21 protein-coding genes are annotated in these 20,472 nt (G+C 72.3%); 13 read left to right on the plus strand and 8 right to left on the minus strand.

Features of this window, described 5'->3' with window-relative positions:
- Nucleotides 1-44 precede the first annotated feature (44 nt).
- The 6 genes from rimO (at nt 45) to ADL25_RS47000 (ending at nt 4,533) form a co-directional block, all read left to right on the plus strand.
- Nucleotides 45-1,514, plus strand: a complete 1,470-nt coding sequence (rimO, locus tag ADL25_RS35635; protein WP_059132047.1) for a 30S ribosomal protein S12 methylthiotransferase RimO — start codon at nt 45-47, stop codon at nt 1,512-1,514.
- Nucleotides 1,511-2,311 carry a CDP-diacylglycerol--glycerol-3-phosphate 3-phosphatidyltransferase gene (gene pgsA / locus ADL25_RS35640; protein ID WP_059132048.1) on the plus strand — a complete coding sequence of 267 codons (801 nt, stop codon included), beginning with the start codon at nt 1,511-1,513 and terminating at the stop codon, nt 2,309-2,311. The genes rimO and pgsA overlap by 4 nt, the downstream gene beginning before the upstream one ends.
- Nucleotides 2,308-2,853: a CinA family protein gene (locus ADL25_RS35645; RefSeq protein ID WP_059132049.1), complete on the plus strand. Its 546-nt coding sequence runs from the start codon at nt 2,308-2,310 to the stop codon at nt 2,851-2,853. The genes pgsA and ADL25_RS35645 overlap by 4 nt, the downstream gene beginning before the upstream one ends.
- Before the next feature lie 109 nt (nt 2,854-2,962).
- Entirely contained in the window at nt 2,963-3,340 is a 378-nt protein-coding gene (locus ADL25_RS35650; protein WP_059132050.1) for a helix-turn-helix domain-containing protein, read from the plus strand.
- 268 nt (nt 3,341-3,608) lie between these two features.
- Complete coding sequence (locus ADL25_RS35655; protein WP_059132051.1) at nt 3,609-4,079, plus strand: Dps family protein; 471 nt, start codon at nt 3,609-3,611, stop codon at nt 4,077-4,079.
- Between the two features lie 190 nt (nt 4,080-4,269).
- Nucleotides 4,270-4,533 (plus strand): hypothetical protein, encoded by a 264-nt coding sequence (locus tag ADL25_RS47000; protein WP_079050821.1) that lies wholly within the window; start codon nt 4,270-4,272, stop codon nt 4,531-4,533.
- A gap of 106 nt (nt 4,534-4,639) precedes the next feature.
- Here the strand turns inward: ADL25_RS47000 and ADL25_RS35660 are convergent, their stop codons facing one another.
- The 3 genes from ADL25_RS35660 to ADL25_RS35670 all read right to left on the minus strand — a co-directional run bounded on the left by ADL25_RS35660 (nt 4,640) and on the right by ADL25_RS35670 (nt 11,336).
- Nucleotides 4,640-5,404 (minus strand): SDR family NAD(P)-dependent oxidoreductase, encoded by a 765-nt coding sequence (locus tag ADL25_RS35660; protein WP_059132052.1) that lies wholly within the window; start codon nt 5,402-5,404, stop codon nt 4,640-4,642.
- 33 nt (nt 5,405-5,437) lie between these two features.
- The gene (locus tag ADL25_RS35665) at nt 5,438-6,286 is read right to left on the minus strand and encodes a DNA-formamidopyrimidine glycosylase family protein (RefSeq protein WP_059132053.1); all 849 of its coding nucleotides are present in this window, start codon (nt 6,284-6,286) and stop codon (nt 5,438-5,440) included.
- Nucleotides 6,287-6,383: 97 nt separating this feature from the next.
- A complete protein-coding gene (locus ADL25_RS35670) occupies nt 6,384-11,336 on the minus strand; it encodes an ATP-dependent helicase (RefSeq protein WP_059132054.1) in 4,953 nt (1,650 codons plus the stop codon).
- 109 nt (nt 11,337-11,445) lie between these two features.
- Here ADL25_RS35670 and ADL25_RS35675 point away from each other — a divergent pair, with 109 nt between their 5' ends.
- From ADL25_RS35675 to ADL25_RS35685, 3 genes are read left to right on the plus strand one after another with little or no spacing between them, the layout of a single operon-like run.
- On the plus strand, nt 11,446-12,438 hold the full coding sequence (locus ADL25_RS35675) for an AraC family transcriptional regulator (protein ID WP_059132055.1): 993 nt from the start codon (nt 11,446-11,448) through the stop codon (nt 12,436-12,438).
- The gene (locus ADL25_RS35680; protein WP_059132248.1) at nt 12,339-13,109 is read left to right on the plus strand and encodes an AzlC family ABC transporter permease; all 771 of its coding nucleotides are present in this window, start codon (nt 12,339-12,341) and stop codon (nt 13,107-13,109) included. The genes ADL25_RS35675 and ADL25_RS35680 overlap by 100 nt, the downstream gene beginning before the upstream one ends.
- Entirely contained in the window at nt 13,106-13,414 is a 309-nt protein-coding gene (locus tag ADL25_RS35685; protein WP_059132056.1) for an AzlD domain-containing protein, read from the plus strand. Before ADL25_RS35680 ends, ADL25_RS35685 begins: the two co-directional genes overlap by 4 nt.
- Before the next feature lie 71 nt (nt 13,415-13,485).
- Here the strand turns inward: ADL25_RS35685 and ADL25_RS35690 are convergent, their stop codons facing one another.
- A complete protein-coding gene (locus ADL25_RS35690; protein ID WP_059132057.1) occupies nt 13,486-14,430 on the minus strand; it encodes a hypothetical protein in 945 nt (314 codons plus the stop codon).
- Between the two features lie 80 nt (nt 14,431-14,510).
- Between ADL25_RS35690 and ADL25_RS35695 the strand changes: the two genes are divergently transcribed.
- Nucleotides 14,511-14,705 carry a DUF3046 domain-containing protein gene (locus ADL25_RS35695; RefSeq protein WP_059132058.1) on the plus strand — a complete coding sequence of 65 codons (195 nt, stop codon included), beginning with the start codon at nt 14,511-14,513 and terminating at the stop codon, nt 14,703-14,705.
- A gap of 60 nt (nt 14,706-14,765) precedes the next feature.
- Complete coding sequence (locus ADL25_RS35700; RefSeq protein WP_079050798.1) at nt 14,766-15,980, plus strand: AI-2E family transporter; 1,215 nt, start codon at nt 14,766-14,768, stop codon at nt 15,978-15,980.
- A gap of 27 nt (nt 15,981-16,007) precedes the next feature.
- Here ADL25_RS35700 and ADL25_RS35705 read toward each other — a convergent pair whose 3' ends face one another.
- On the minus strand, nt 16,008-16,799 hold the full coding sequence (locus ADL25_RS35705) for a hypothetical protein (protein ID WP_059132060.1): 792 nt from the start codon (nt 16,797-16,799) through the stop codon (nt 16,008-16,010).
- Complete coding sequence (locus tag ADL25_RS48545; RefSeq protein WP_059132061.1) at nt 16,799-17,188, minus strand: hypothetical protein; 390 nt, start codon at nt 17,186-17,188, stop codon at nt 16,799-16,801. The genes ADL25_RS35705 and ADL25_RS48545 overlap by 1 nt, the downstream gene beginning before the upstream one ends.
- A 325-nt stretch (nt 17,189-17,513) precedes the next feature.
- On the opposite strand from ADL25_RS48545, the gene recA reads away from it, so the two are divergent.
- Complete coding sequence (gene recA / locus ADL25_RS35715) at nt 17,514-18,641, plus strand: recombinase RecA (protein ID WP_059132062.1); 1,128 nt, start codon at nt 17,514-17,516, stop codon at nt 18,639-18,641.
- Nucleotides 18,642-18,644: 3 nt separating this feature from the next.
- Nucleotides 18,645-19,421: a recombination regulator RecX gene (gene recX / locus ADL25_RS35720; protein ID WP_059132063.1), complete on the plus strand. Its 777-nt coding sequence runs from the start codon at nt 18,645-18,647 to the stop codon at nt 19,419-19,421.
- 111 nt (nt 19,422-19,532) lie between these two features.
- On the opposite strand, the gene ADL25_RS35725 is transcribed toward recX, so the two are convergent.
- The gene (locus tag ADL25_RS35725; protein ID WP_059132064.1) at nt 19,533-19,934 is read right to left on the minus strand and encodes a rhodanese-like domain-containing protein; all 402 of its coding nucleotides are present in this window, start codon (nt 19,932-19,934) and stop codon (nt 19,533-19,535) included.
- Nucleotides 19,931-20,464, minus strand: a complete 534-nt coding sequence (locus ADL25_RS35730; protein WP_107116795.1) for a cysteine dioxygenase — start codon at nt 20,462-20,464, stop codon at nt 19,931-19,933. Before ADL25_RS35730 ends, ADL25_RS35725 begins: the two co-directional genes overlap by 4 nt.
- Nucleotides 20,465-20,472 lie beyond the last annotated feature (8 nt).

Raw genomic sequence — 20,472 nt, forward strand, 5'->3', positions numbered from 1 at the left:
CCCGTCGACGTGGGCCGTCAGCGGGACGAAGTAGTCTTGAGCCCATGCCTGAACGCCGTACCGTCGCACTCGTCACCCTTGGCTGCGCCCGTAACGAGGTGGACTCGGAGGAGCTCGCAGGCCGTTTGGAGGCGGACGGCTGGCAGCTCGTGGAGGACGCCGAGGCCGCCGACGTCGCGGTCGTGAACACCTGTGGCTTCGTCGAGGCCGCGAAGAAGGACTCCGTGGACGCCCTGCTGGAGGCCAACGACCTCAAGGGCCACGGGAGAACACAGGCCGTCGTGGCGGTGGGCTGCATGGCCGAGCGGTACGGCAAGGAACTGGCCGAGGCCCTCCCGGAGGCCGACGGCGTCCTCGGCTTCGACGACTACGCGGACATCTCCGACCGCCTCCAGACCATCCTGAACGGCGGCATCCACGCCTCCCACACCCCCCGCGACCGGCGCAAGCTGCTGCCGATCAGCCCGGCCGAGCGGCAGGAGTCCGCCGCGGCGGTCGCGCTGCCCGGACACGGGCCCGTGGACCTCCCCGAGGGCCTCGCCCCGGCCTCGGGCCCCCGCGCGCCCCTTCGGCGCCGCCTGGACGGCTCCCCGGTCGCCTCCGTGAAGCTCGCCTCCGGCTGCGACCGGCGCTGCTCCTTCTGCGCCATCCCGTCCTTCCGTGGCTCCTTCATCTCACGCCGCCCGAGCGACGTGCTGAACGAAACGCGCTGGCTGGCCGAACAGGGCGTGAAGGAGATCATGCTGGTCTCCGAGAACAACACCTCCTACGGCAAGGACCTGGGTGACATCCGTCTCCTGGAGTCCCTGCTGCCCGAGCTCGCGGACGTGGACGGCATCGAGCGTGTCCGCGTCAGCTACCTCCAGCCGGCGGAGATGCGGCCCGGCCTGATCGATGTGCTGACCTCGACCCCGAAGGTCGCGCCCTACTTCGACCTGTCCTTCCAGCACTCGGCGCCCGACGTGCTGCGCGCCATGCGCCGCTTCGGCGACACCGACCGCTTCCTCGAGCTGCTGCACACCATCAGGAGCAAGGCCCCAGAGGCTGGCGTGCGGTCCAACTTCATCGTGGGCTTCCCCGGTGAGTCCGAGGCCGACTTCGCCGAACTCGAGCGCTTCCTGAACGGTGCGCGGCTGGACGCCATCGGCGTCTTCGGCTACTCCGACGAGGAGGGCACCGAGGCCGCGACCTACGACAACAAGCTGGACGAGGACGTCGTGGCCGAGCGGCTGGCCCACATCTCCCAGCTGGCCGAGGAGCTGGTGTCCCAGCGCGCCGAGGAGCGCGTCGGTGAGACCCTGCAGGTGCTCGTGGAGTCGGTGGACGACGAGGACGGCGCCTACGGCCGCGCCGCGCACCAGGCGCCCGAGACGGACGGGCAGGTGCTGTTCACCGGGCGCGAGGGCCTGCGGGTCGGCCGTATGGTCGAGGCGAAGGTGGTCGGTACGGAGGGTGTCGATCTGGTGGCCGAGCCGCTCGCGAGTTCGCTCGGTCCTGAGGAGGCGGGCAGATGACGGGAATCCCGGCATCCGCGGCGGGTGGCTCCTCGGCCGCGCGTGGAGCATCCGGGCCAGGAGGCTCGGGGCCGCCCGGCCTGACCGGTGCAAGGGCGGCCAAGGGCGCGTCCGGCCATCAGGCGGCCAGGACCGACGCGGACACCTCCGGCGACCAGGAGGGCGCGCGCCAGGCGCGAGGCGGCAAACTGACGGCGGCCGCGGTCAACCAGGCCAGCGTCTGGAACGTCGCCAATCTTCTGACGATGCTCCGGCTGCTCCTCGTGCCGGGTTTTGTCGCGCTGATGCTGGCGGAGGGCGGTTACGACCCGGCCTGGCGCTCGCTAGCCTGGGCGGCCTTCGCCATCGCCATGATCACCGACCTCTTCGACGGGCATCTGGCCCGCACGTACAACCTCGTCACGGACTTCGGGAAGATCGCCGACCCGATCGCCGACAAGGCGATCATGGGTGCGGCGCTGATCTGTCTGTCCGGGCTCGGGGACCTGCCGTGGTGGGTGACGGTGGTGATCCTCGGGCGTGAGCTCGGCATCACACTGCTCCGCTTCCTGGTGATCCGCTACGGAGTCATTCCGGCGAGCCGTGGCGGCAAGCTGAAGACGCTGACGCAGGGAGTGGCCGTCGGCATGTATGTGCTGGCGCTCACAGGCTGGCTCGCGACGCTGCGGTACTGGGTGATGGCCGCAGCGATCGTGCTGACCGTCGTCACCGGACTCGACTATGTGAGACAGGCCATCGTGCTGCGCAGACGCGGGATCGCCGAGCGACGGACGTCGCCCGAGGAGGCCCAGGGGTGAACCACCGGGCCGCCGAGATCGTGCGACTACTCACAGTGAGAGGCGAGACGCTCGCCGTCGCGGAGTCGCTGACCGGTGGCCTGGTGGCCGCGGAGATCACAGCGGTGGCCGGGGCCTCCCGGGCCTTCCGGGGTTCCGTGACCGCCTACGCCACGGATCTGAAGCGGGACGTCCTCGGGGTCGACGCCACCCTTCTGGAGGCACGCGGAGCGGTGGATCCGCAGGTCGCGGCGCAGATGGCGGCCGGTGTGCGCAAGGCGCTCGGTGCCGACTGGGGGCTGGCGACGACCGGTGTGGCCGGGCCGGACCCCCAGGACGGGCAGCCGGTCGGTACGGTCTTCGTCGCGGTGCACGGGCCGTTCGAAGAGGTTTCCGACGAACTCGGTGGCGGCAAAGTGGTCTCGCTGCGGTTGAACGGCGACCGCGCGGAAATCCGTATGGAGAGTGTACGGAGCGTGCTCGCACTGCTCCTCAGGGAGCTTGCGGGCGAACAGACTGGGAATGAGCGGGCACAGGATACGGAACAGAACGGGGGGACTTGATGTTTGCAGCCCTGAGTGAACACAACAGCGCTCCCCGCACGGCCGCGGCGCGAGGCGGTACGGTGGGGCGTGAAGGATGCGGTTTCGCGGTCCGAGGAGGGAGCCACCGATGATTCTGCTCCGTCGCCTGCTGGGTGACGTGCTGCGTCGGCAGCGCCAGCGCCAGGGCCGTACTCTGCGCGAAGTCTCCTCGTCCGCCCGAGTTTCGCTCGGCTATCTCTCCGAGGTGGAGCGGGGGCAGAAGGAGGCGTCCTCCGAGCTGCTCTCCGCGATCTGCGACGCGCTGGACGTACGGATGTCCGAGCTCATGCGGGAAGTGAGCGACGAGCTCGCGCTCGCCGAGTTGGCACAGTCGGCAGCGGCACCCGAACCGGTGCCCGCACCGGTACGTCGTCCCATGCTCAACTCCGTGTCCGTCGCCGGTGTCCCACCGGAACGGGTCACGATCAAGGCGCCTGCCGAGGCAGTGGACGTGGTCGCCGCCTGACACTCGCGTGGGTGGGTGAGGTGGCAACGTGTGGAAGAGCCCTGGCCAGGGCTTCTCCGGGAGACCGGGGAGGCCGCGCCGGGGCTCTCGCGCGTCCGGGTGCCGTCACCTGGCGCGTTCCTCCGGTGAGCGGCGCGCGAGCCGGTCCCGTGCTTCGGCCGCCCGTGTGAGGGCCGTGCGGCCATACGGCCCCGTTTGCCGCGCCCCGACGGTGCGGCCATGGTGGAAGGGGGGCTCGGGGCCACACGAACGCATGCGGAGGATGCCGATGTACGTCGTGAAGAGCCCGCTGTCCGACACGGACCTCAAAATCGTCTCGGAGGCGCTGCAGGGAGCCCTGGTCGATCTGGTCGACCTCTCCCTGGTGGCGAAGCAGGTGCACTGGAACGTGATCGGACCGCGCTTCCGCTCCATCCACCTGCAACTCGACGAGGTCGTGGACAGTGCACGCCGGCACTCCGACACCGTCGCGGAACGGTCCTCGGCCCTGGGGGTCCCGCCCGACGGGCGGGCCCCGACGGTCGCCCAGGGCAGTGGCATCGGCTCTGTGCCCCAGGGCTGGGTCAAGGACACGGATGCGGTGGGCACGCTGGTGGCCGCCCTGGGGGCGGTGATCGGAGCCATGCGCGAGCGGGTGGTCGCCACCGCCGAGGCCGACCCGGTGAGCCAGGACATATTCCTGGGGATCACCGCGGACCTCGAGAAGCACCATTGGATGTTCCAGGCGGAGAACGGGTGAACGCGGGGCACTGTGGTGCTCCGCACACCGGTGGGGCCGGTGGTGGGGGAGGGTGTGCGCGGGGTGCGCCCTGTGCGACAGACGCCGGGGGCATGCGCTGGTGCCGGTGCGCCTGTGTGCCGCTGGTGCGCCCTCCTCAGCCGCGACAGGCCGGTCTAGGGTCTGGTTCCTCGGGTTGGAGGTGACGACCATGGCGAGGCCCACGGCGCGCTGGGGGGCTGCGCTGGCGTTGGGCGCGCTGTGGTGGTGGGGAGTGCTCCGACTCGTGCTGGCACCCGATGCGGGGGTGCTGGAGGGGGCGGTCGCGACCGGGGGATGGGGACTGAGTCTGCTGCCGGTGCACTGTGTGCCGAAGTCCCGGGCCGAGGGGGCGGCCGGGTCGGACCAGTGGGCCCGGTCCTGGCGACGGTGGCGTACCGCATGGGGGCGCGGGAGGGGTGCGCAGTCCCGCTGAGAGGGTGGGGCGCGGACGGGACCGGTGGGATCGTGCCCGGGGGTGTTCAGGGGACCCCCGGAGGGGTCGGCTGCCGGCCCGGCCGCGCCGCACCGCCCACGGGGCGTCACCAGGGCATCGCGACGCCGCCGTTCGGGCGGAGGATCTGGCCCGTGGTGAACGATGCCGCGTCGCAGGCCAGATGCAGGACCGCGTGGGCGATGTCCACCGGTTCCCCGACCCGGCCGAGAGGCGACAGGCGCGTCATGAACGCCTCCGTCTGCGCCGCCCGTCCTTCCCCGTGACGGGCGGTCATCGGTGTACGGGTCCAGCCGGGCGCCACCGCGTTGACCCGGATGCCGTGCCGCCCGACCTCGGCCGCGAGCGTTTTTGTCATCTGCACCACAGCGGCCTTCGCCACGCCGTAGCAGAGCAGCCCGGGACCGCCGGTGTCGACGGCGCTCGAGGCCATCGTGACGATGCTGCCGCGAGTGCCGTCCGCGATCATGCGCAGTGCGGCCTCCTGGCAGGCGTGCAGTACGCCCTTGCAGTTGACGGCCAGGACCCGGTCGAGGTCCTCGTCCCGCGTCTCCAGCACCGGACTGCTGTGCATGATGCCGGCGACGGCCGCCATGATGTCGAGGCCCTCGCAGGACGCGACCGCGCGTTTGAGGTGCGCACGGTCGGTCACATCGAGGTGGTGGGTGCGCGCCGCGCCCCCTCGGTCCTTGATCAGGGTCGCGGTCCCGTGCAGACCCTGTGCGTCCTGGTCCGCACAGTGCACGGTGGCGCCCGCCTCCGCGAGCAGCACGGCCGAGGCGCGGCCGATGCCGCCGGCGGCGCCGGTGACGAATGCGGTGCGTCCGCTGAGGTCGTACGCCGTGACGGCCATGACAGCGACGGTACGAGCATTTCTGACGGGTCGTCAATTAGTTGTGCGGGGTGGGATGCTGTGACGGTCGGCAGGTCCGTGCGACGGGGACGGAGCCGGGCCGCGCTGGCAGACCGGACACCAGTAGGTGGGACGGTCGCGGGAGCCGTCGCCCTGATCGGCCACCCGGACGGGAGCGCCGCAGCGGGCGCACGGGCGTGGGGCACGGCCGTAGACGAAGAGGTTCTGCTCGCGCCGCCCTGTGGTGTTGCGGGCGGGGCGGTCGCGATTGGCCTCCAGGAGCCGCTTGGCGAGATCGGGGAGGCGGGACGCGTACTCGGCCGGAAGATCGCCGACGGCGAGCCACGGGGTCACCCTGAGCAGGAAGCACAGCTCGCTTTTGTAGACATTGCCGATCCCGGCCAGATTGCGCTGGTCGAGCAGGGCCTCACCGAGTGGGCGAGCGGGGTCGCTCAGCAGGTTCTCCAGCGCCCTCTCGGGATTCCAGTCCGGGCCGAGGAGATCGGGACCGAGATGGCCCACCACGCGGTGCTCGTCCGCGGTGCGCAGCAGCTCCAGGACGGGCAGCCGGTAGCCGACGGCGGTGCGGTCGCCGGTGCTGAGGATCGCCCGGATCTGATGGGTGGGGCCGCCGCTCCAGCGCTGCCCGGGTGTGTAGACCTTCCACACGCCGTCCATCCTCAGATGCGAGTGCAGGGTGAGCCCGCCCTCGACCCGGGTCAGGAGGTGCTTGCCGCGTGCGGTGACGTCCAGGACGGTACGGCCGGTCAGGTCGGCGGTGGCGTACCTGGGCACTCGGAGGTCGGAACGGGTCAGCACCTTTCCCGCGAGCGCACCGTGCAGACGCTTCGCGGCTTGGTGGACGGTGTCGCCTTCGGGCATGGGTCAAGGGTGACACGCCGGGGAGGTGGGAAGGAGGGTGCCCGCATGGAGGTACGGGCCGTTTCCGTCGCCCTGCCGCGGCCTCCGTGCCGACGTGTTATGCCCGGATCCGCAGTCCTCTCGGCGTCGCGATGAAGCCGACTCCCTCCAGCACCACGCCGAACGGGGACGAAAGGGCCGCGGCGCCGTTGACGCGTTCCACCGTGACCGTGCCGAGCGAGCCCGCCTTTGCGGCCGCGCCCAGCGCCTCGGCGGCGGCGCGCACTCGGGGGTCCTCGGTTGCCTTGGCCTCCGGCTCGGACGGCCACACCAGGAGGGTCTTGCCACCCCGCTCCATGTAGAGCGCCAGCTCACCGTCGACGAGCACGACCAGCGAACCCGCTTTGCGCCCCGGCTTGTGTCCCGCGCCGTCCGGTGGCTCCGGCCACGACAGCGCCGCTCCGTACGCGTTCGCCGGGTCGGCGGCCGCCAGGACCACGGTCCGGGCCTGGCCCGTGGGGCGGCCGCGCTGCGGCGGAAGACCCGGCCCGTACGGCGCGTAGGGAGCGCGAGGGCCCGGCCCCGTGGCGGAGGGGCCGGAGCCCGAGCGGGGGCCGCCGAACCCCGGAGCGGACAACGGGTCCCGGCCGATCGCGTCCGGGTCGAAGACATCGCCGAACGGGTCGTCCAAGCCGTCGGCGCCGCGGCCGTCGGGATCCGGAGCGCCGACGGGATCGAAGCCGTACGGATGCGCGGCCGTCTCGGGGAAGCCGTTGGCGAAGCCGTTTCCGGCGGGGGACGTCCCGGGAGCGCCGGGCAACGGCTCGCCCCGCTCGCGTGCGTTCGCCACGGCGCGCAGCCGGTCCACCGCGCCGTCCATCGCGAACTGCGCCGCACCCAGACCCTCGACCACATAACCGCGCCGGGCCTGACCGCTCTCCTCGAAGGCGGACAGCACGCGGTACACGGCCGAGAAGCCGCCCTCCACGCCCTCCGCCGCCACCGCGCCGCGGGTCACCACGCCGTGCCGGTCCAGCAGCGTCCGGGCCAAGGCGTGGGCACGGACGGTGGTGTCCGCCTCGCGGGCGGGCAGCAGCGACCAACGCCCCGCCACGGTCGGAGGGCCGGTGCGGGACTGGGGGCGGGCGGCGGCCGTCAGCGAGCCGTACCGGCCGCGTGGCACCGTGCGCTTGGCGCGGTGGGCCGTGGAGCCCGCGGTGCGGCCCGAGCCGAGCAACGACCGCATCGGTGCGAGCGTGTCGTTCGTGAGCCGTCCCGACCAGGCCAGGTCCCAGATCGCGTCGGCCAGTTGAGGATCTGTCGCGTCCGGGTGCGTCGTGGCGCGGACCCGGTCGGCGATCTGACGGAAGAACAGGCCGTAACCGCCGGAGAGGGCATCGAGGACGGACTGGTGGAGCGCCGTCGGCTCCAGGGGGTGAGGAGGCGGCAGCAGCAGGGGCGCGGCATCCGCCAGATACAGCGAGACCCAGCCGTCCTTGCCGGGCAGTGCACCGGCGCCTGCCCACACCACCTCGCCGGCGGCCGTGAGCTCGTCCAGCATCGCGGGCGTGTAGTTCGAGACCCGGGACGGCAGGACGATCTTCTCCAGGGCGGACGCGGGAACGGATGCGCCCTGCAACTGTTCGATCGCACGCACCAGGCCGTCGATGGCGCGCAGTCCGTGTCCGCTGCCCACGTGCTGCCACTGCGGCAGGAACTGCGCGAGCGCGGCCGGAGGCACGGGCTCCAGCTCGTGCCTCAACGCCGCCAGGGAGCGGCGCCGCAGTCTGCGCAGCACCGTCGCGTCGCACCACTCCTGGCCGATCCCCGCCGGGTGGAACTCGCCCTGGACGATCCGCCCGGACGCCGCCAGCCGCTGCAGTGCGCCCTCGGTCACGGCCACCCCGAGGCCGAACCGCGCGGCAGCCGTGGCCGATGTGAAGGGTCCGCGGGTGCGGGCGTAGCGCGCGAGGAGGTCGCCGAGGGGATCCTTGACCGGTTCGGTGAAGGCTTCCGGGACTCCCACCGGCAGCGCCGTGCCCAACGCGTCGCGCAACCGGCCCGCGTCCTCGACGGCCGCCCAGTGATCGGCGCCGGCGATGCGGACCCTGATCGCGCGGCGGGCGGCGGCCAGATCCCCGGCCCAGTGCGCGTCGGCGCCCCGCTCCACCAGCTCCGCCTCGGTGAGCGGGCCAAGCAGCCGCAGCACGTCCGCGACCGACTCGACGTCCTTGACGCGCCGGTCCTCGGTGAGCCACTGAAGCTCGCGCTCCAGCTCGGTCAGCACCTCGGCGTCGAGCAGCTCGCGCAGCTCCGCCTGGCCCAGCAGCTCGGCCAGCAGCCGGGAGTCCAGCGACAGGGCGGCGGCCCGGCGCTCGGCGAGCGGGGAGTCCCCCTCGTAGAGGAACTGCGCAACGTATCCGAACAGAAGTGAACGGGCGAAGGGGGACGGTTCGGGGGTGGTGACCTCGACGAGCCGCACCCTGCGGGACTCGATGTCGCCCATCAGCTCGACCAGCCCCGGGACGTCGAAGACGTCCTGGAGGCATTCGCGGACCGCTTCCAGGACGATCGGGAACGAGCCGAACTCACTCGCCACCTGTAGCAGTTGGGCCGCGCGCTGACGCTGCTGCCACAGCGGGGTGCGCCGGCCCGGGTTGCGGCGCGGCAGCAGCAGCGCACGGGCCGCGCACTCCCGGAACCGGGAGGCGAACAGCGCCGAGCCGCCCACCTGGTCGGTGACGACCTGGTCCACCTCGCCCTTGTCGAAGGCCACGTCCGCCGCCCCGACGGGTGCCTGCTCGGCGTCGTACTCCGTACCGGCCTTCATCGGCTCCTTGTCGAGCAGGTCCAGGCCCATCAGATCGGCGTCCGGCAGGCGCAGCACGATGCCGTCGTCGGCGTGCATGACCTGGGCGTCCATGCCGTAGCGCTCGGACAGCCGGGCGCCCAGCGCCAGCGCCCAGGGTGCGTGGACCTGGGCGCCGAACGGGGAGTGCACCACGACCCGCCAGTCGCCCAGCTCGTCACGGAACCGCTCGACGACGATCGTGCGGTCGTCCGGGATGTGACCGCAGGCCTCGCGCTGCTCGTCCAGGTAGGCGAGCACGTTGTCTGCGGCCCAGGCGTCGAGGCCCGCGGACACCAGTCGCAGCCGCGCGTCCTCCTTCGGCAGCGAGCCCACCTCGCGCAGGAACGTGCCCACCGCCCGGCCCAGCTCCAGCGGCCGGCCGAGCTGGTCGCCCTTCCAGAACGGCAGCCGGCCGGGGACGCCGGGAGCGGGGGAGACCAGGACCCGGTCGCGGGTGATGTCCTCGATCCGCCAGGAACTGGTGCCCAGCGTGAACACGTCCCCGACCCGGGACTCGTACACCATCTCCTCGTCCAGCTCGCCGACCCGCCCGCCGCCCTTCTTCGGGTCGGCCCCGGCCAGGAAGACCCCGAAGAGGCCGCGGTCCGGGATCGTGCCGCCCGAGGTGACGGCGAGGCGCTGCGCGCCGGGGCGACCGGTGATCGTGCCGGCGACCCGGTCCCACACCACACGCGGCCGCAGCTCCGCGAAGGCGTCGGAGGGATAGCGTCCCGCGAGCATGTCCAGCACCGCCGTGAAAGCCGACTCGGGCAGCGAGGCGAAGGGGGCCGCCCGCCGGACCGTCGCAAGGAGGTCGTCGAACTGCCAGGTGTCGAGGGAGGTCATGGCGACGAGCTGCTGCGCGAGCACGTCCAGCGGGTTCGCCGGGACCCTCAGCGACTCGATGGAGCCGGACCGCATCCGCTCGGTCACCACGGCGGCCTGGACGAGATCGCCGCGGTACTTGGGGAAGACCACACCGGTGGACACTGCGCCGACCTGGTGTCCCGCGCGGCCCACGCGTTGCAGACCGGAGGCCACGGACGGCGGTGACTCGACCTGGACGACCAGGTCCACCGCACCCATGTCGATGCCCAGCTCGAGGCTGGAGGTGGCGACGACGGCGGGCAGCCGGCCCGCCTTCAGGTCCTCCTCGACGACGGCCCGCTGCTCCTTGGAGACCGAGCCGTGGTGGGCGCGCGCGAGCACCGGGGGCGCGCCCTGCGCCGCACCCGAGCCGCCCATCAGCTGTGCCGGCGAGTGGTGCTCCTCCAGCGGCTCTCCGGTCGCCCGCTCGTACGCGATCTCGTTGAGCCTGTTGCACAGCCGCTCCGCGAGACGGCGGGAGTTGGCGAACACGATCGTGGAGCGGTGGGCCTGGACCAGGTCCGCGATCCGTTCCTCGACGTGCGGCCAGATGGAGGGGCGCTCCTTGCCCTCACCGCCGTCGCTGACGGGGGAGCCGCCCAGCTCGCCCAGGTCCTCGACGGGAACGACGACCGACAGGTCGAACTCCTTGCCGGACTCGGGCTGGACGATCTCCACCTTGCGGCGGGGGGAGAGGAAGCGGGCCACCTCGTCCACCGGGCGCACGGTGGCGGACAGGCCGATGCGGCGGGCGGGCCGGGGCAGCAACTCGTCGAGCCGCTCCAGCGAGAGCGCCAGATGCGCGCCGCGCTTGGTGCCCGCCACGGCGTGCACCTCGTCCAGAATCACCGTCTCCACGCCGGTCAGCGCGTCGCGCGTGGCGGACGTCAGCATCAGGAAGAGCGACTCGGGCGTGGTGATCAGGATGTCCGGCGGGCGCGTGGCCAGCGCCCGGCGGTCGGCGGCCGGGGTGTCGCCCGAGCGGATCCCCACCTTCACCTCCGGCTCGGGCAGGCCGAGCCGCACCGACTCCTGGCGGATCCCCGTGAGCGGACTGCGCAGGTTCCGCTCCACGTCGACCGCGAGAGCCTTCAGCGGGGACACGTACAGCACGCGGCAGCGCTTCCTGGGGTCTGCGGGCGGCGGCACGGACGCCAGCTGGTCGAGCGCGGCGAGGAACGCGGCCAGCGTCTTGCCCGAGCCGGTCGGGGCGACCACCAGCACGTCCGAACCCGCGCCGATGGCGCGCCACGCCCCGGCCTGGGCCGCGGTGGGCGCGGAGAACGCCCCCGTGAACCAGTCGCGGGTCGCGGGGGAGAAGCCGTCGAGGGCCGGATGCGCGGGACTGGGCATGCGTCCATCCTGCACCCGTCCACTGACAACGACTCCGACCTGCGCAAACGTGGGGCGTGAGGGACGCGTTCCGGTCCGGTCCGCATCGGGCGTGCCGCAGAATGGGGCCATGGCGGGTTCCCGGGAGAGGGCACGGCACTGGCAGTACGAGGATCTGCCCGGTGTCGACCTGCTGCGAGCCCGCTACATCCACAAGAGCTTCGTACGGCACACGCACGAGCACTTCGTGATCGCGGCCATCGCCGACGGCGTCGAGGTCTTCCACCACGGCGGCTCCGACCAGTACGCGGGCCCGGGCGCCCTTGCGCTCGTCAACCCCGACACCCCGCACACGGGCCGGGCCGGCAGCCCCGAGGGCTGGCGGTACGGAGCCGTCTACCCCTTGCCGGGGCTGGTGGCCGAGATCGCCGCGGAGACCACGGTCATCCGGGGGACCCCCGGCTTCGCCAGTCCTGTGCTCGAGGACCCCTATGCGGTCGGTCTGGTCCACGAGGTGCTCAGGGCCGCCGACGAGGGGAACGCACTCGCCGCCGACACACTGCTGCGGGTCGCCGTGACCCGGCTGCTGCGCCTCAACGGCGGGCCGATGCCGCAGCGCACCCTGCGCGGTGCGGGCGCCCGGGCGGCGGCACGCGCGCGTGCGGTGCTCGAGGAACGGATGACCGAGCCCCCGACTCTGGAGCGGTTGGCGGCCGACCTCGGCACCAGTCCCTTCGCGTTGTTGCGTGCCTTCCGCGACGCCTACGGCATGCCGCCGCACACCTGGCTGACCGACGCCCGGGTCCGCCGGGCCCGGCGCCTTCTGGACTCCGGAGTCGCCCCCGCCGCAGCGGCCGTCGCCGTCGGATTCACCGACCAGCCCCATCTCAACCGCCACTTCACCCGGATCGTGGGGGTGCCCCCCGGGTCGTACCAGCGCGAGCGCAGACGTGACGATCGAGGGGTCTCGGGGCGCAAGAACGTACAAGACGTCCCTCACGGGCCCGCCGTACCGTCCGCGGCGTGGCAGAACAAACCGCACGAGCGGACATACACAGCCAAGACGTTGGAAAACCGGACGCGGCCGTCGTCCGTGACGCCCTCGGAGTCGGGGTCGCTGTAGGGCTGTCCGGCTTCGCCTTCGGAGTGACCTCGGCCGGCAGCGGCCTCTCGCTGCTGCAGACCTGTGCGCTCAGCCTCCTGGTGTTCACCGGCGCCTCGCAGTTCGCCCTGGTGGGCGCCCTCGCGGCCGGCGGCAGCCCGTTCACGGCGGCCGCCGGCGCCTTCTTCCTGGGGGTGCGGAACGCGTTCTACGGGCTGCGTCTGTCGCAGTTGCTCGCTCTGCCGCGGGCCGTGCGCCCGCTGGCCGCCCAGGGGGTCATCGACGAGACCACCGCCGTCGCGCTCGCCCAGCCGACCCGGCGGAGCGCGCGGATCGGCTTCACCGTCACCGGGCTCACCCTCTACGTGCTCTGGAACCTGACCACGCTCCTGGGGGCCGTCGGCGCGCGTGCCATCGGGGACACCGACGCATGGGGTCTGGACGCCGCCGGTCCCGCCGTGTTCCTTGCGCTGCTCGCGCCGATGCTGAAGACCACCACCGAGCGTGCCGTCGCCGGTGCCGCCGTGGTCCTGGGGCTCGGTCTGCTGCCGGTGCTGCCCGCCGGTGTGCCGGTCCTGGTGGCTGCGCTGGCGGCCCCGGCCGTCCTCTGGGCGGAGGGGCGCCGGCGCGGGGCGGGACCCGTGGCCCGGGCCGCCGACGACGTACCGCACGGACAGGGGGAGGACCGTTGAACGTCTGGATCGCGATCGGTGTCACTGCGGTCGGCTGCTACGTCGTCAAGCTCACCGGCCTTCTCGTGCCGGCGGGCTTCCTGGAGAAGCCGCTCGTGCGGCGGCTCGCGGCCCTGCTGCCCGTGGCCCTGCTGGCCGCCCTCACGGCCCAGCAGACCTTTGCCGACGGCCGTTCCCCGGTGCTGGACGCCCGGGCCGCGGGGCTCGCCGCAGCGGCCGTGGCCCTGCTGCTGCGCGCCCCCTTCCTGCTCGTCGTCGCCGCGGCCGTCGTGGTGACGGCGGGAGTGCGGGCGATGGCGGGCTGAACGGCCGTCGGGGCAGCACGCACCTGGAGCGCGGGACCCCGCGGGGGCGCGCGTGCCAGGGCCGTGCGCTGTCAGTCGATGGGCCGTCCGTACGCCCGCAGGGTGCGCAGGGCCTCGATGGTCACCATGGGGCGGCACTCCAGCGCGGTACCCGGGGCCCAAGCGCGCCACCGGATCGGCCAGCCGCCGTCCGCCTGCTGTTCGGCCGCGAGCAGGTCGAGTGCGCGGGCCATCTCCTCGTCGGTGAACCAGGCCCGCGCCACGGAGTCGGGGGTACGCGCGAAGTCGTGGGGGAAGTGGTGCTCGCCCGGCGCGTACCCGGACGCGACCGGGTAGGCGTCGAGGCGGTCCGGGTCCAGGACCGCGAGCCGCTGCGCCCGCACCAGGCGGCCCAGCCGCTCGGCCGCCGCCTGCGCGCGCACGCGGTCGGGCGCCGAGTCCAGGAAGGCCACGGCCGCCTCGATCTCGTAGGGATGGGACTTCTCCAGGGATTCGACCGCCTGCCAGCAGAAGTCGGTGGCCCGGAACAGCCACGCGTGCCACACCTGGTTGCGGTGCAGCAGGCCCACCACGGGAGCAGTCGCCAGGAGGTCGCTCGCGGGATCGTCGACGATCGGCAGGAAGGGCGCCGCCGGATAGCCCCGCTGACCGGGGTGGATCGCCGGCAGAGCGCCGTCCGGCGTCGCCACCCCGGTCAGATAGCGGCACGCCCGCTCCGCACGCTGCCCGCCGCAGCGCCCGATCGAGTCGAGGACGCGCAGCGCGTGCATGGTGTGCAGGGGCTGGCTGACCGGTCCGCGCAGATCGGGTTCGAGGGCATGACCGTAGCCCTCGTCCTCGTTGCGGTAGGCGGTCAGCGCGGACTCCACCGGGTCGGCGCCGCCGCCCAGGAAGTGGTACTCGAAGCGCCGCTGCTCCAGTACGCGGGCGGTGAGCCAGACGAAGTGCTCGGCGCGGGACAGCGGTGAGCGCGCCGAGGGCGTCGTGGGGAGTGGGGATGCTCCGGTTACGGCCATGGCTCAGACCGTAGGGCGCAAAGCGCTCGCGGCAAGCGGTCACCGGCCGGGCCCACTCTCAGGAGCGGGATACTGAGTGCATGCGGTTGACGGTCTTCTGGCAGCGGATGGCGGATCACTTCGGTGAGACCTACGCCGACACCTTCGCGCGCGACCACGTCATGTCGGAACTCGGGGGGCGCACGGTGCATCAGGCACTGGACTCCGGATGGGAGGCCCGGGACGTGTGGCGCGCGGTGTGCACGGCTGTGGAAATCCCCCACGAGAAGCGCTGAAAGGCCACGACGATCCGTAACGATTCCCCGATCGACGGTGGAGTGGGCGAGACTTGCCCCGTGCCACCCACAGACGAGACCGCGCAGGTCCCTCAGCAGGATTCACCGCTCGGCACGACTCCGCCCCGCCCCCCGGCGGATGGCGGCGCCGCGCCGAGCGGCCGCATGCCGCGCTGGCTGCCGCGGGCCATGGTGCTGGCGCTCGCCCTCATCGCCGCGTTCCAGCTCGGCAGCTGGGCGTTCCACCAGGTCACCGGCCTGCTGATCAACATTCTGATCGCCTTCTTCCTGGCGCTCGCCATAGAGCCCGCGGTGAGCTGGATGGCCGCACACGGCATGCGCAGGGGGCTGGCCACCTTCCTGGTGTTCCTCGGGCTTGCGATCGCGGTGGCCGGGTTCGTCACCTTGCTCGGTTCGATTCTCGCGGGCCAGATCATCAAGATGATCGAGGGCTTCCCGGGCTACCTCGACTCGGTCATCAACTGGATCAACTCCACGTTCCACAGCGAGCTCAGACGTGTGGACGTACAGGACAGCCTGGTCCACTCCGACTGGCTCAGGAAGTACGTCCAGAACAGCGCCACCGGTGTCCTGGACGTCTCCGCGCAGGTGCTGGGCGGTCTCTTCCAGCTGCTGACGATCACGCTGTTCTCCTTCTACTTCGCGGCCGACGGACCGCGGCTGCGGCGCGCCCTGTGCTCCGTGCTGCCGCCCGCCCGGCAGGCCGAGGTGCTGCGTGCGTGGGAGATCGCCGTCAACAAGACGGGCGGTTACCTCTACTCACGCGGCCTGATGGCGCTGATCTCGGGAATCGCGCACTACGTCCTGCTGGCGGCGCTGGGGATTCCGTATGCGCCAGTGCTCGCCGTCTGGGTCGGTCTGGTCTCGCAGTTCATCCCCACCATCGGCACGTATCTCGCCGGGGCCCTGCCGATGCTGATCGCCTTCACCGTGGATCCCTGGTACGCGCTGTGGGTGCTGATCTTCGTCGTGGTCTACCAGCAGTTCGAGAACTACATGCTGCAGCCCAAGCTGACCGCCCGGTCCGTGGACATCCATCCCGCGGTCGCCTTCGGGTCGGTCATCGCGGGCACCGCCCTCCTCGGTGCGGTGGGCGCTCTGATCTCCATCCCCGCGGTCGCCACGCTGCAGGCGTTCCTCGGGGCGTACGTGAAGCGGTACGCCGTCACGGACGACCCCCGGGTCCAGGGACACCGGACCCCACGGGCCTCGGCCGGTCTCACCACGCGGCTGCGGCAGCTGCTGCGCGGCTGACGGCGCGAGGTCGTCGCCCGGCGGGGATCACCAGGTGAGCCCCGCCCGGATCCCCGCCACGAGCACCGCGGCCGCATAGGCGCCGACCGCCGCGTACAGGACCCGCTGCCTGGTGACCTCGCTCCAGGAGGTGCGCGCGAGCAGCAGTACCAGGGCGGGCAGCACCAGCACGGCGTGCAGGCTCACCCCGTGCAGCGGTTTGAGCGGTGCCGTGGAGTCGTACGCTGCCTGCTGGTGTCCGGTGCGGGACAGCACCACACCGCGCGCGATCATCGCGGCGCCGGAGAGCAGTGCGACCATCAGGATCGCGAACCCGGAGCGCAGTGCGAGCGCCATGCCCGGGGGGCCGCCGGGACGGCGCCGGAACGCCGCGGCGGCGAACGCCGGGAGGACGACGACCAGGACACCGCCGCCGACCGCGAGTGTCATCGCGACCGCGCTGTCGAAGGGCGTCTCGGTGTTGAGGTGGGACGGCACGCGGCGCCACGCCTGAAGGGTGATCCCGGCGACCTCCACGACGCAGTCGGCGGCGAACACCACCAGGAGGGCGGCGCGCCGCCGCGCGCTGATCCGCAGGTACGACGTCACCCAGGTGACCGCGATCAGGGTCAGTCCGAAGGACAGTCCGAACGTGACGGGCTTGCGCCAGGAGACGGGCCCGTACCAGGGGCCGCCGTCGACGAGGAACACCACCAGATGCACCAGGCCGGACAGGCACAGGAAGACGCCGGTCGCGACGCACAGACGCTCGGCACCGCTCGTGCCGGACACCCCGGACGGCACGAGCGACCGCCGCTCCGGTGCGAGGGATGCCGCCATCAGACCCGGGCCCCGTTCATGAGGAGTGCCGTGTCCCCGGCGAGGGCGAGGCCGGGACGGGCGACGCGCCCCGCGACGGTGGAGACGACGGGCAGGCCGTCTTCCGAGGGGAGACGTCCGCCGATGTCCCGGCCCCCGGGCGCGCCCCCTGCGACGGGCGGACCGGCGGCGGGGTAGGGCCCGGCCGTAGGGCGGCTCGCGGCCCGGGCGGGCGGGTCGGCCGCCACGCGCGGGACGGCATGGCCGGCGGGCACGACGGGGCGGCCGGTGCCTTCGGCGATGCGGCCCCCGGCCGACGCGGCGGGCGGGGGCGGTGCGGTCGGTGCCGCGGTCGCGGCGGCGGGACGGGCCGGCCCGCGGTTGTGCGGGGGGATCCTGTCGTTCTCCATGCGCCAAGCCTCGCGAGAGCGGCCCGGCCGGTCGTCCGCCGGCCGGAGGCACCCGCCGTACGCCGTGGGGAGTACCGCGAAAAACCGGGTCGCTGTCGGACCCCGAACGTAGTCTCGGTGGTGCCGGGTTGTGCGCTTGACACGAAATTCGAACATCCATTCTTATGGAAGCTCCGGCGGGGTTCTCGACGGGGATTCCGACACGGATTCACGGAGAAGTGCCCGAGTTATCCACAGGCCGGACGGGCGTCGGGGCGCATTGTCAGTGGCAGGCGTTAGCGTCTTTGACGTGAAGCGATCGACTCAAGCAAACCGGGTGGAACCCATGGCAGGAACCGACCGCGAGAAGGCTCTCGATGCCGCGCTCGCACAGATTGAACGGCAATTCGGCAAGGGCGCGGTCATGCGCATGGGCGAGCGGTCGAGGGAGCCCATCGAGGTCATCCCGACCGGGTCGACCGCGCTCGACGTGGCCCTCGGTGTCGGTGGACTGCCGCGCGGCCGTGTGGTGGAGATCTACGGACCGGAGTCCTCCGGTAAGACGACCCTCACCCTGCACGCGGTGGCGAACGCTCAGAAGGCCGGCGGGCAGGTCGCCTTCGTGGACGCCGAGCACGCCCTCGACCCCGAGTACGCGCGCAAGCTGGGCGTCGACATCGACAACCTGATCCTCTCCCAGCCGGACAACGGCGAACAGGCGCTGGAGATCGTGGACATGCTCGTCCGCTCCGGCGCGCTCGACCTCATCGTCATCGACTCCGTCGCCGCGCTCGTCCCGCGGGCGGAGATCGAGGGCGAGATGGGCGACAGCCACGTGGGTCTGCAGGCCCGTCTGATGAGCCAGGCCCTGCGGAAGATCACCAGCGCGCTCAACCAGTCCAAGACCACGGCGATCTTCATCAACCAGCTGCGCGAGAAGATCGGCGTGATGTTCGGCTCCCCCGAGACCACGACGGGTGGCCGCGCGCTGAAGTTCTACGCCTCGGTGCGTATCGACATCCGCCGCATCGAGACCCTGAAGGACGGCACGGAGGCGGTCGGCAACCGCACGCGCTGCAAGGTCGTGAAGAACAAGGTCGCCCCGCCCTTCAAGCAGGCCGAGTTCGACATCCTCTACGGGCAGGGCATCAGCCGCGAGGGCGGCCTGATCGACATGGGCGTCGAGCACGGCTTCGTCCGCAAGGCCGGCGCCTGGTACACGTACGAGGGCGACCAGCTCGGCCAGGGCAAGGAGAACGCGCGCAACTTCCTGCGCGACAACCCCGACCTGGCCAACGAGATCGAGAAGAAGATCAAGGAGAAGCTGGGCGTCGGCGTCCGTCCCGAGGAGCCCTCCGCCGAGCCGGGCGCGGACGCGGCGGGTGCCGCACCCGCGGGCGAGGACGCCGCCAAGTCGGTGCCCGCCCCGGCGGCCAAGGGTGCCAAGGCCAAGGCCCCGGCGGCCAAGAGCTAGCCCATGACACGACGAACCGACTGGGCCGAGTACGCACACCCCGTCGCCCCGCAGGGCAGGGGGAACCGGGGCGACGGGGGGTCGGTCGGGGGCGGTGACGCGGGGTCGGACGATGTGCGCGGCGAGGCGGACGCCCATGACGGGGGCGCTCCGTACGGGGACGGGCGGGCTCGCGGACGACGAGGGCGAGGGCGGCGGCGCGGATTCGGGGATCCGGCCGAGGGCCCACAGGACGGAGGTTCCTTCCACTCGTCGAGGGCCGAGGAGGGGGAGCCCCCGGGGGACCCGGTCGAGCGGGCGCGGGCGATCTGCCTGCGCCTGCTCACCGGGACCCCACGCACGCGGAAGCAACTCGCGGACGCCCTGCGCAAGCGGGAGATCCCCGAGGACGTGGCGGACCAGGTGCTGTCACGGTTCGAGGAAGTGGGCCTGATCGACGACGGCGCCTTCGCGGACGCCTGGGTGGAGTCCCGACACCACGGACGGGGACTGGCCCGTCGGGCACTCGCGCAGGAACTGCGTACGAAGGGCGTGGACACCTCGCTCATCGACGAAGCGGTGGGCCGGCTCGACGTGGAACAGGAGGAGGCCACCGCGCGTGAACTCGTCGCACGCAAGCTGCGCGCGACCCGGGGCCTGGACCGCGACAAGCGCCTGCGCCGCCTTGCGGGCATGCTCGCCCGCAAGGGCTACTCCGAGGGCATGGCCCTGCGGGTGGTCCGCCAGGCACTGGAGGCCGAGGGGGAGGAGACACAGGGTCTGGAGGACGAGGGGTTCTGAAACCCGCTGCTCGGCAACTCGGATCCCCGTTGCCCGAAGCGCAGTGGCGACGGACATCGGACACGGCTCGAAGTACCGGGGGCCGGCAGCCGGTCCGCCCCGGATGCACTACTAGGTCGTGATCGGCAGCCCGGCGGCCCTCCAGGCCTGGAAGCCGCCCACCAGGTCCGTGGCTCGCCGCAGGCCGAGTTGGCGCAGGGACACGGCGGCGAGGCTGGAGGCGTAGCCCTCGTTGCAGATGACGACGACGCGCAGGTCGTGGCTCGTCGCCTCGGGGGCGCGGTGGCTGCCCTGGGGGTCGAGGCGCCACTCCAGTTCATTGCGCTCGACGACAAGAGCGCCGGGGATCAGCCCGTCCCGGTCGCGCAGCGCGGCGTACCGGATGTCCACGAGCAGGGCCTCACCGGCCTGCGCGGCCTCGAAGGCTTCCGCCGCCTCCACCCTCTCGAGGTCCACCCGGACCCGTTCCAGGAGTTCGTCGATGCCCAGGGGCCGTTCGGATGCCGAGCTCAACTCCAGTCCTCCGGTCGCTCGACCTGCTCCAGCCGCAGCACCTGGCCGGTACGGCTGTAGCGGCGGATCTGCGGCAGGGGCGGGTAGTAGACATGCACCGAGACCGCGTGCCGGTCGGGGGACTCGTTGAGCACCTCGTGCACATGGTGCTGCCCGAAGGAGCGGCCGGTGCCGGCGGGCAGCCGCCGCTCCCGGTCGACCCCCTCGGTCAGTTCCAGGGTCTTCCAGCCGTCGGAGGGCAGCCGGGCCGCGAGCGAGTTCTCCTTGAGTTCGCCCGACGCGGTGACAAAGGCGCCGCACGAGTCGGCGTGATCATGCCACCCGGTACCGGTGCCGGGCGGCCAGCCGATGAGCCAGGCCTCGCTGCCGCCTGGGCCCTCCAGGCGCAGCCAGGTACGACCTTCGGGGTCCAGCGGGAGGGAGGTGATCAGCTCCGCGTCGGCGGCCGTTCGGCGTACGAAGGCGAGCAGATCGGCCTGGGTGGGTGCCTGCGGCGGGGCGGAAACGGAGGCAGAAAGGGATGCAGACATCGGGTACC

Source organism: Streptomyces sp. NRRL F-5122, from assembly GCF_001507435.1.
Taxonomy (GTDB): domain Bacteria; phylum Actinomycetota; class Actinomycetes; order Streptomycetales; family Streptomycetaceae; genus Streptomyces; species Streptomyces lannensis.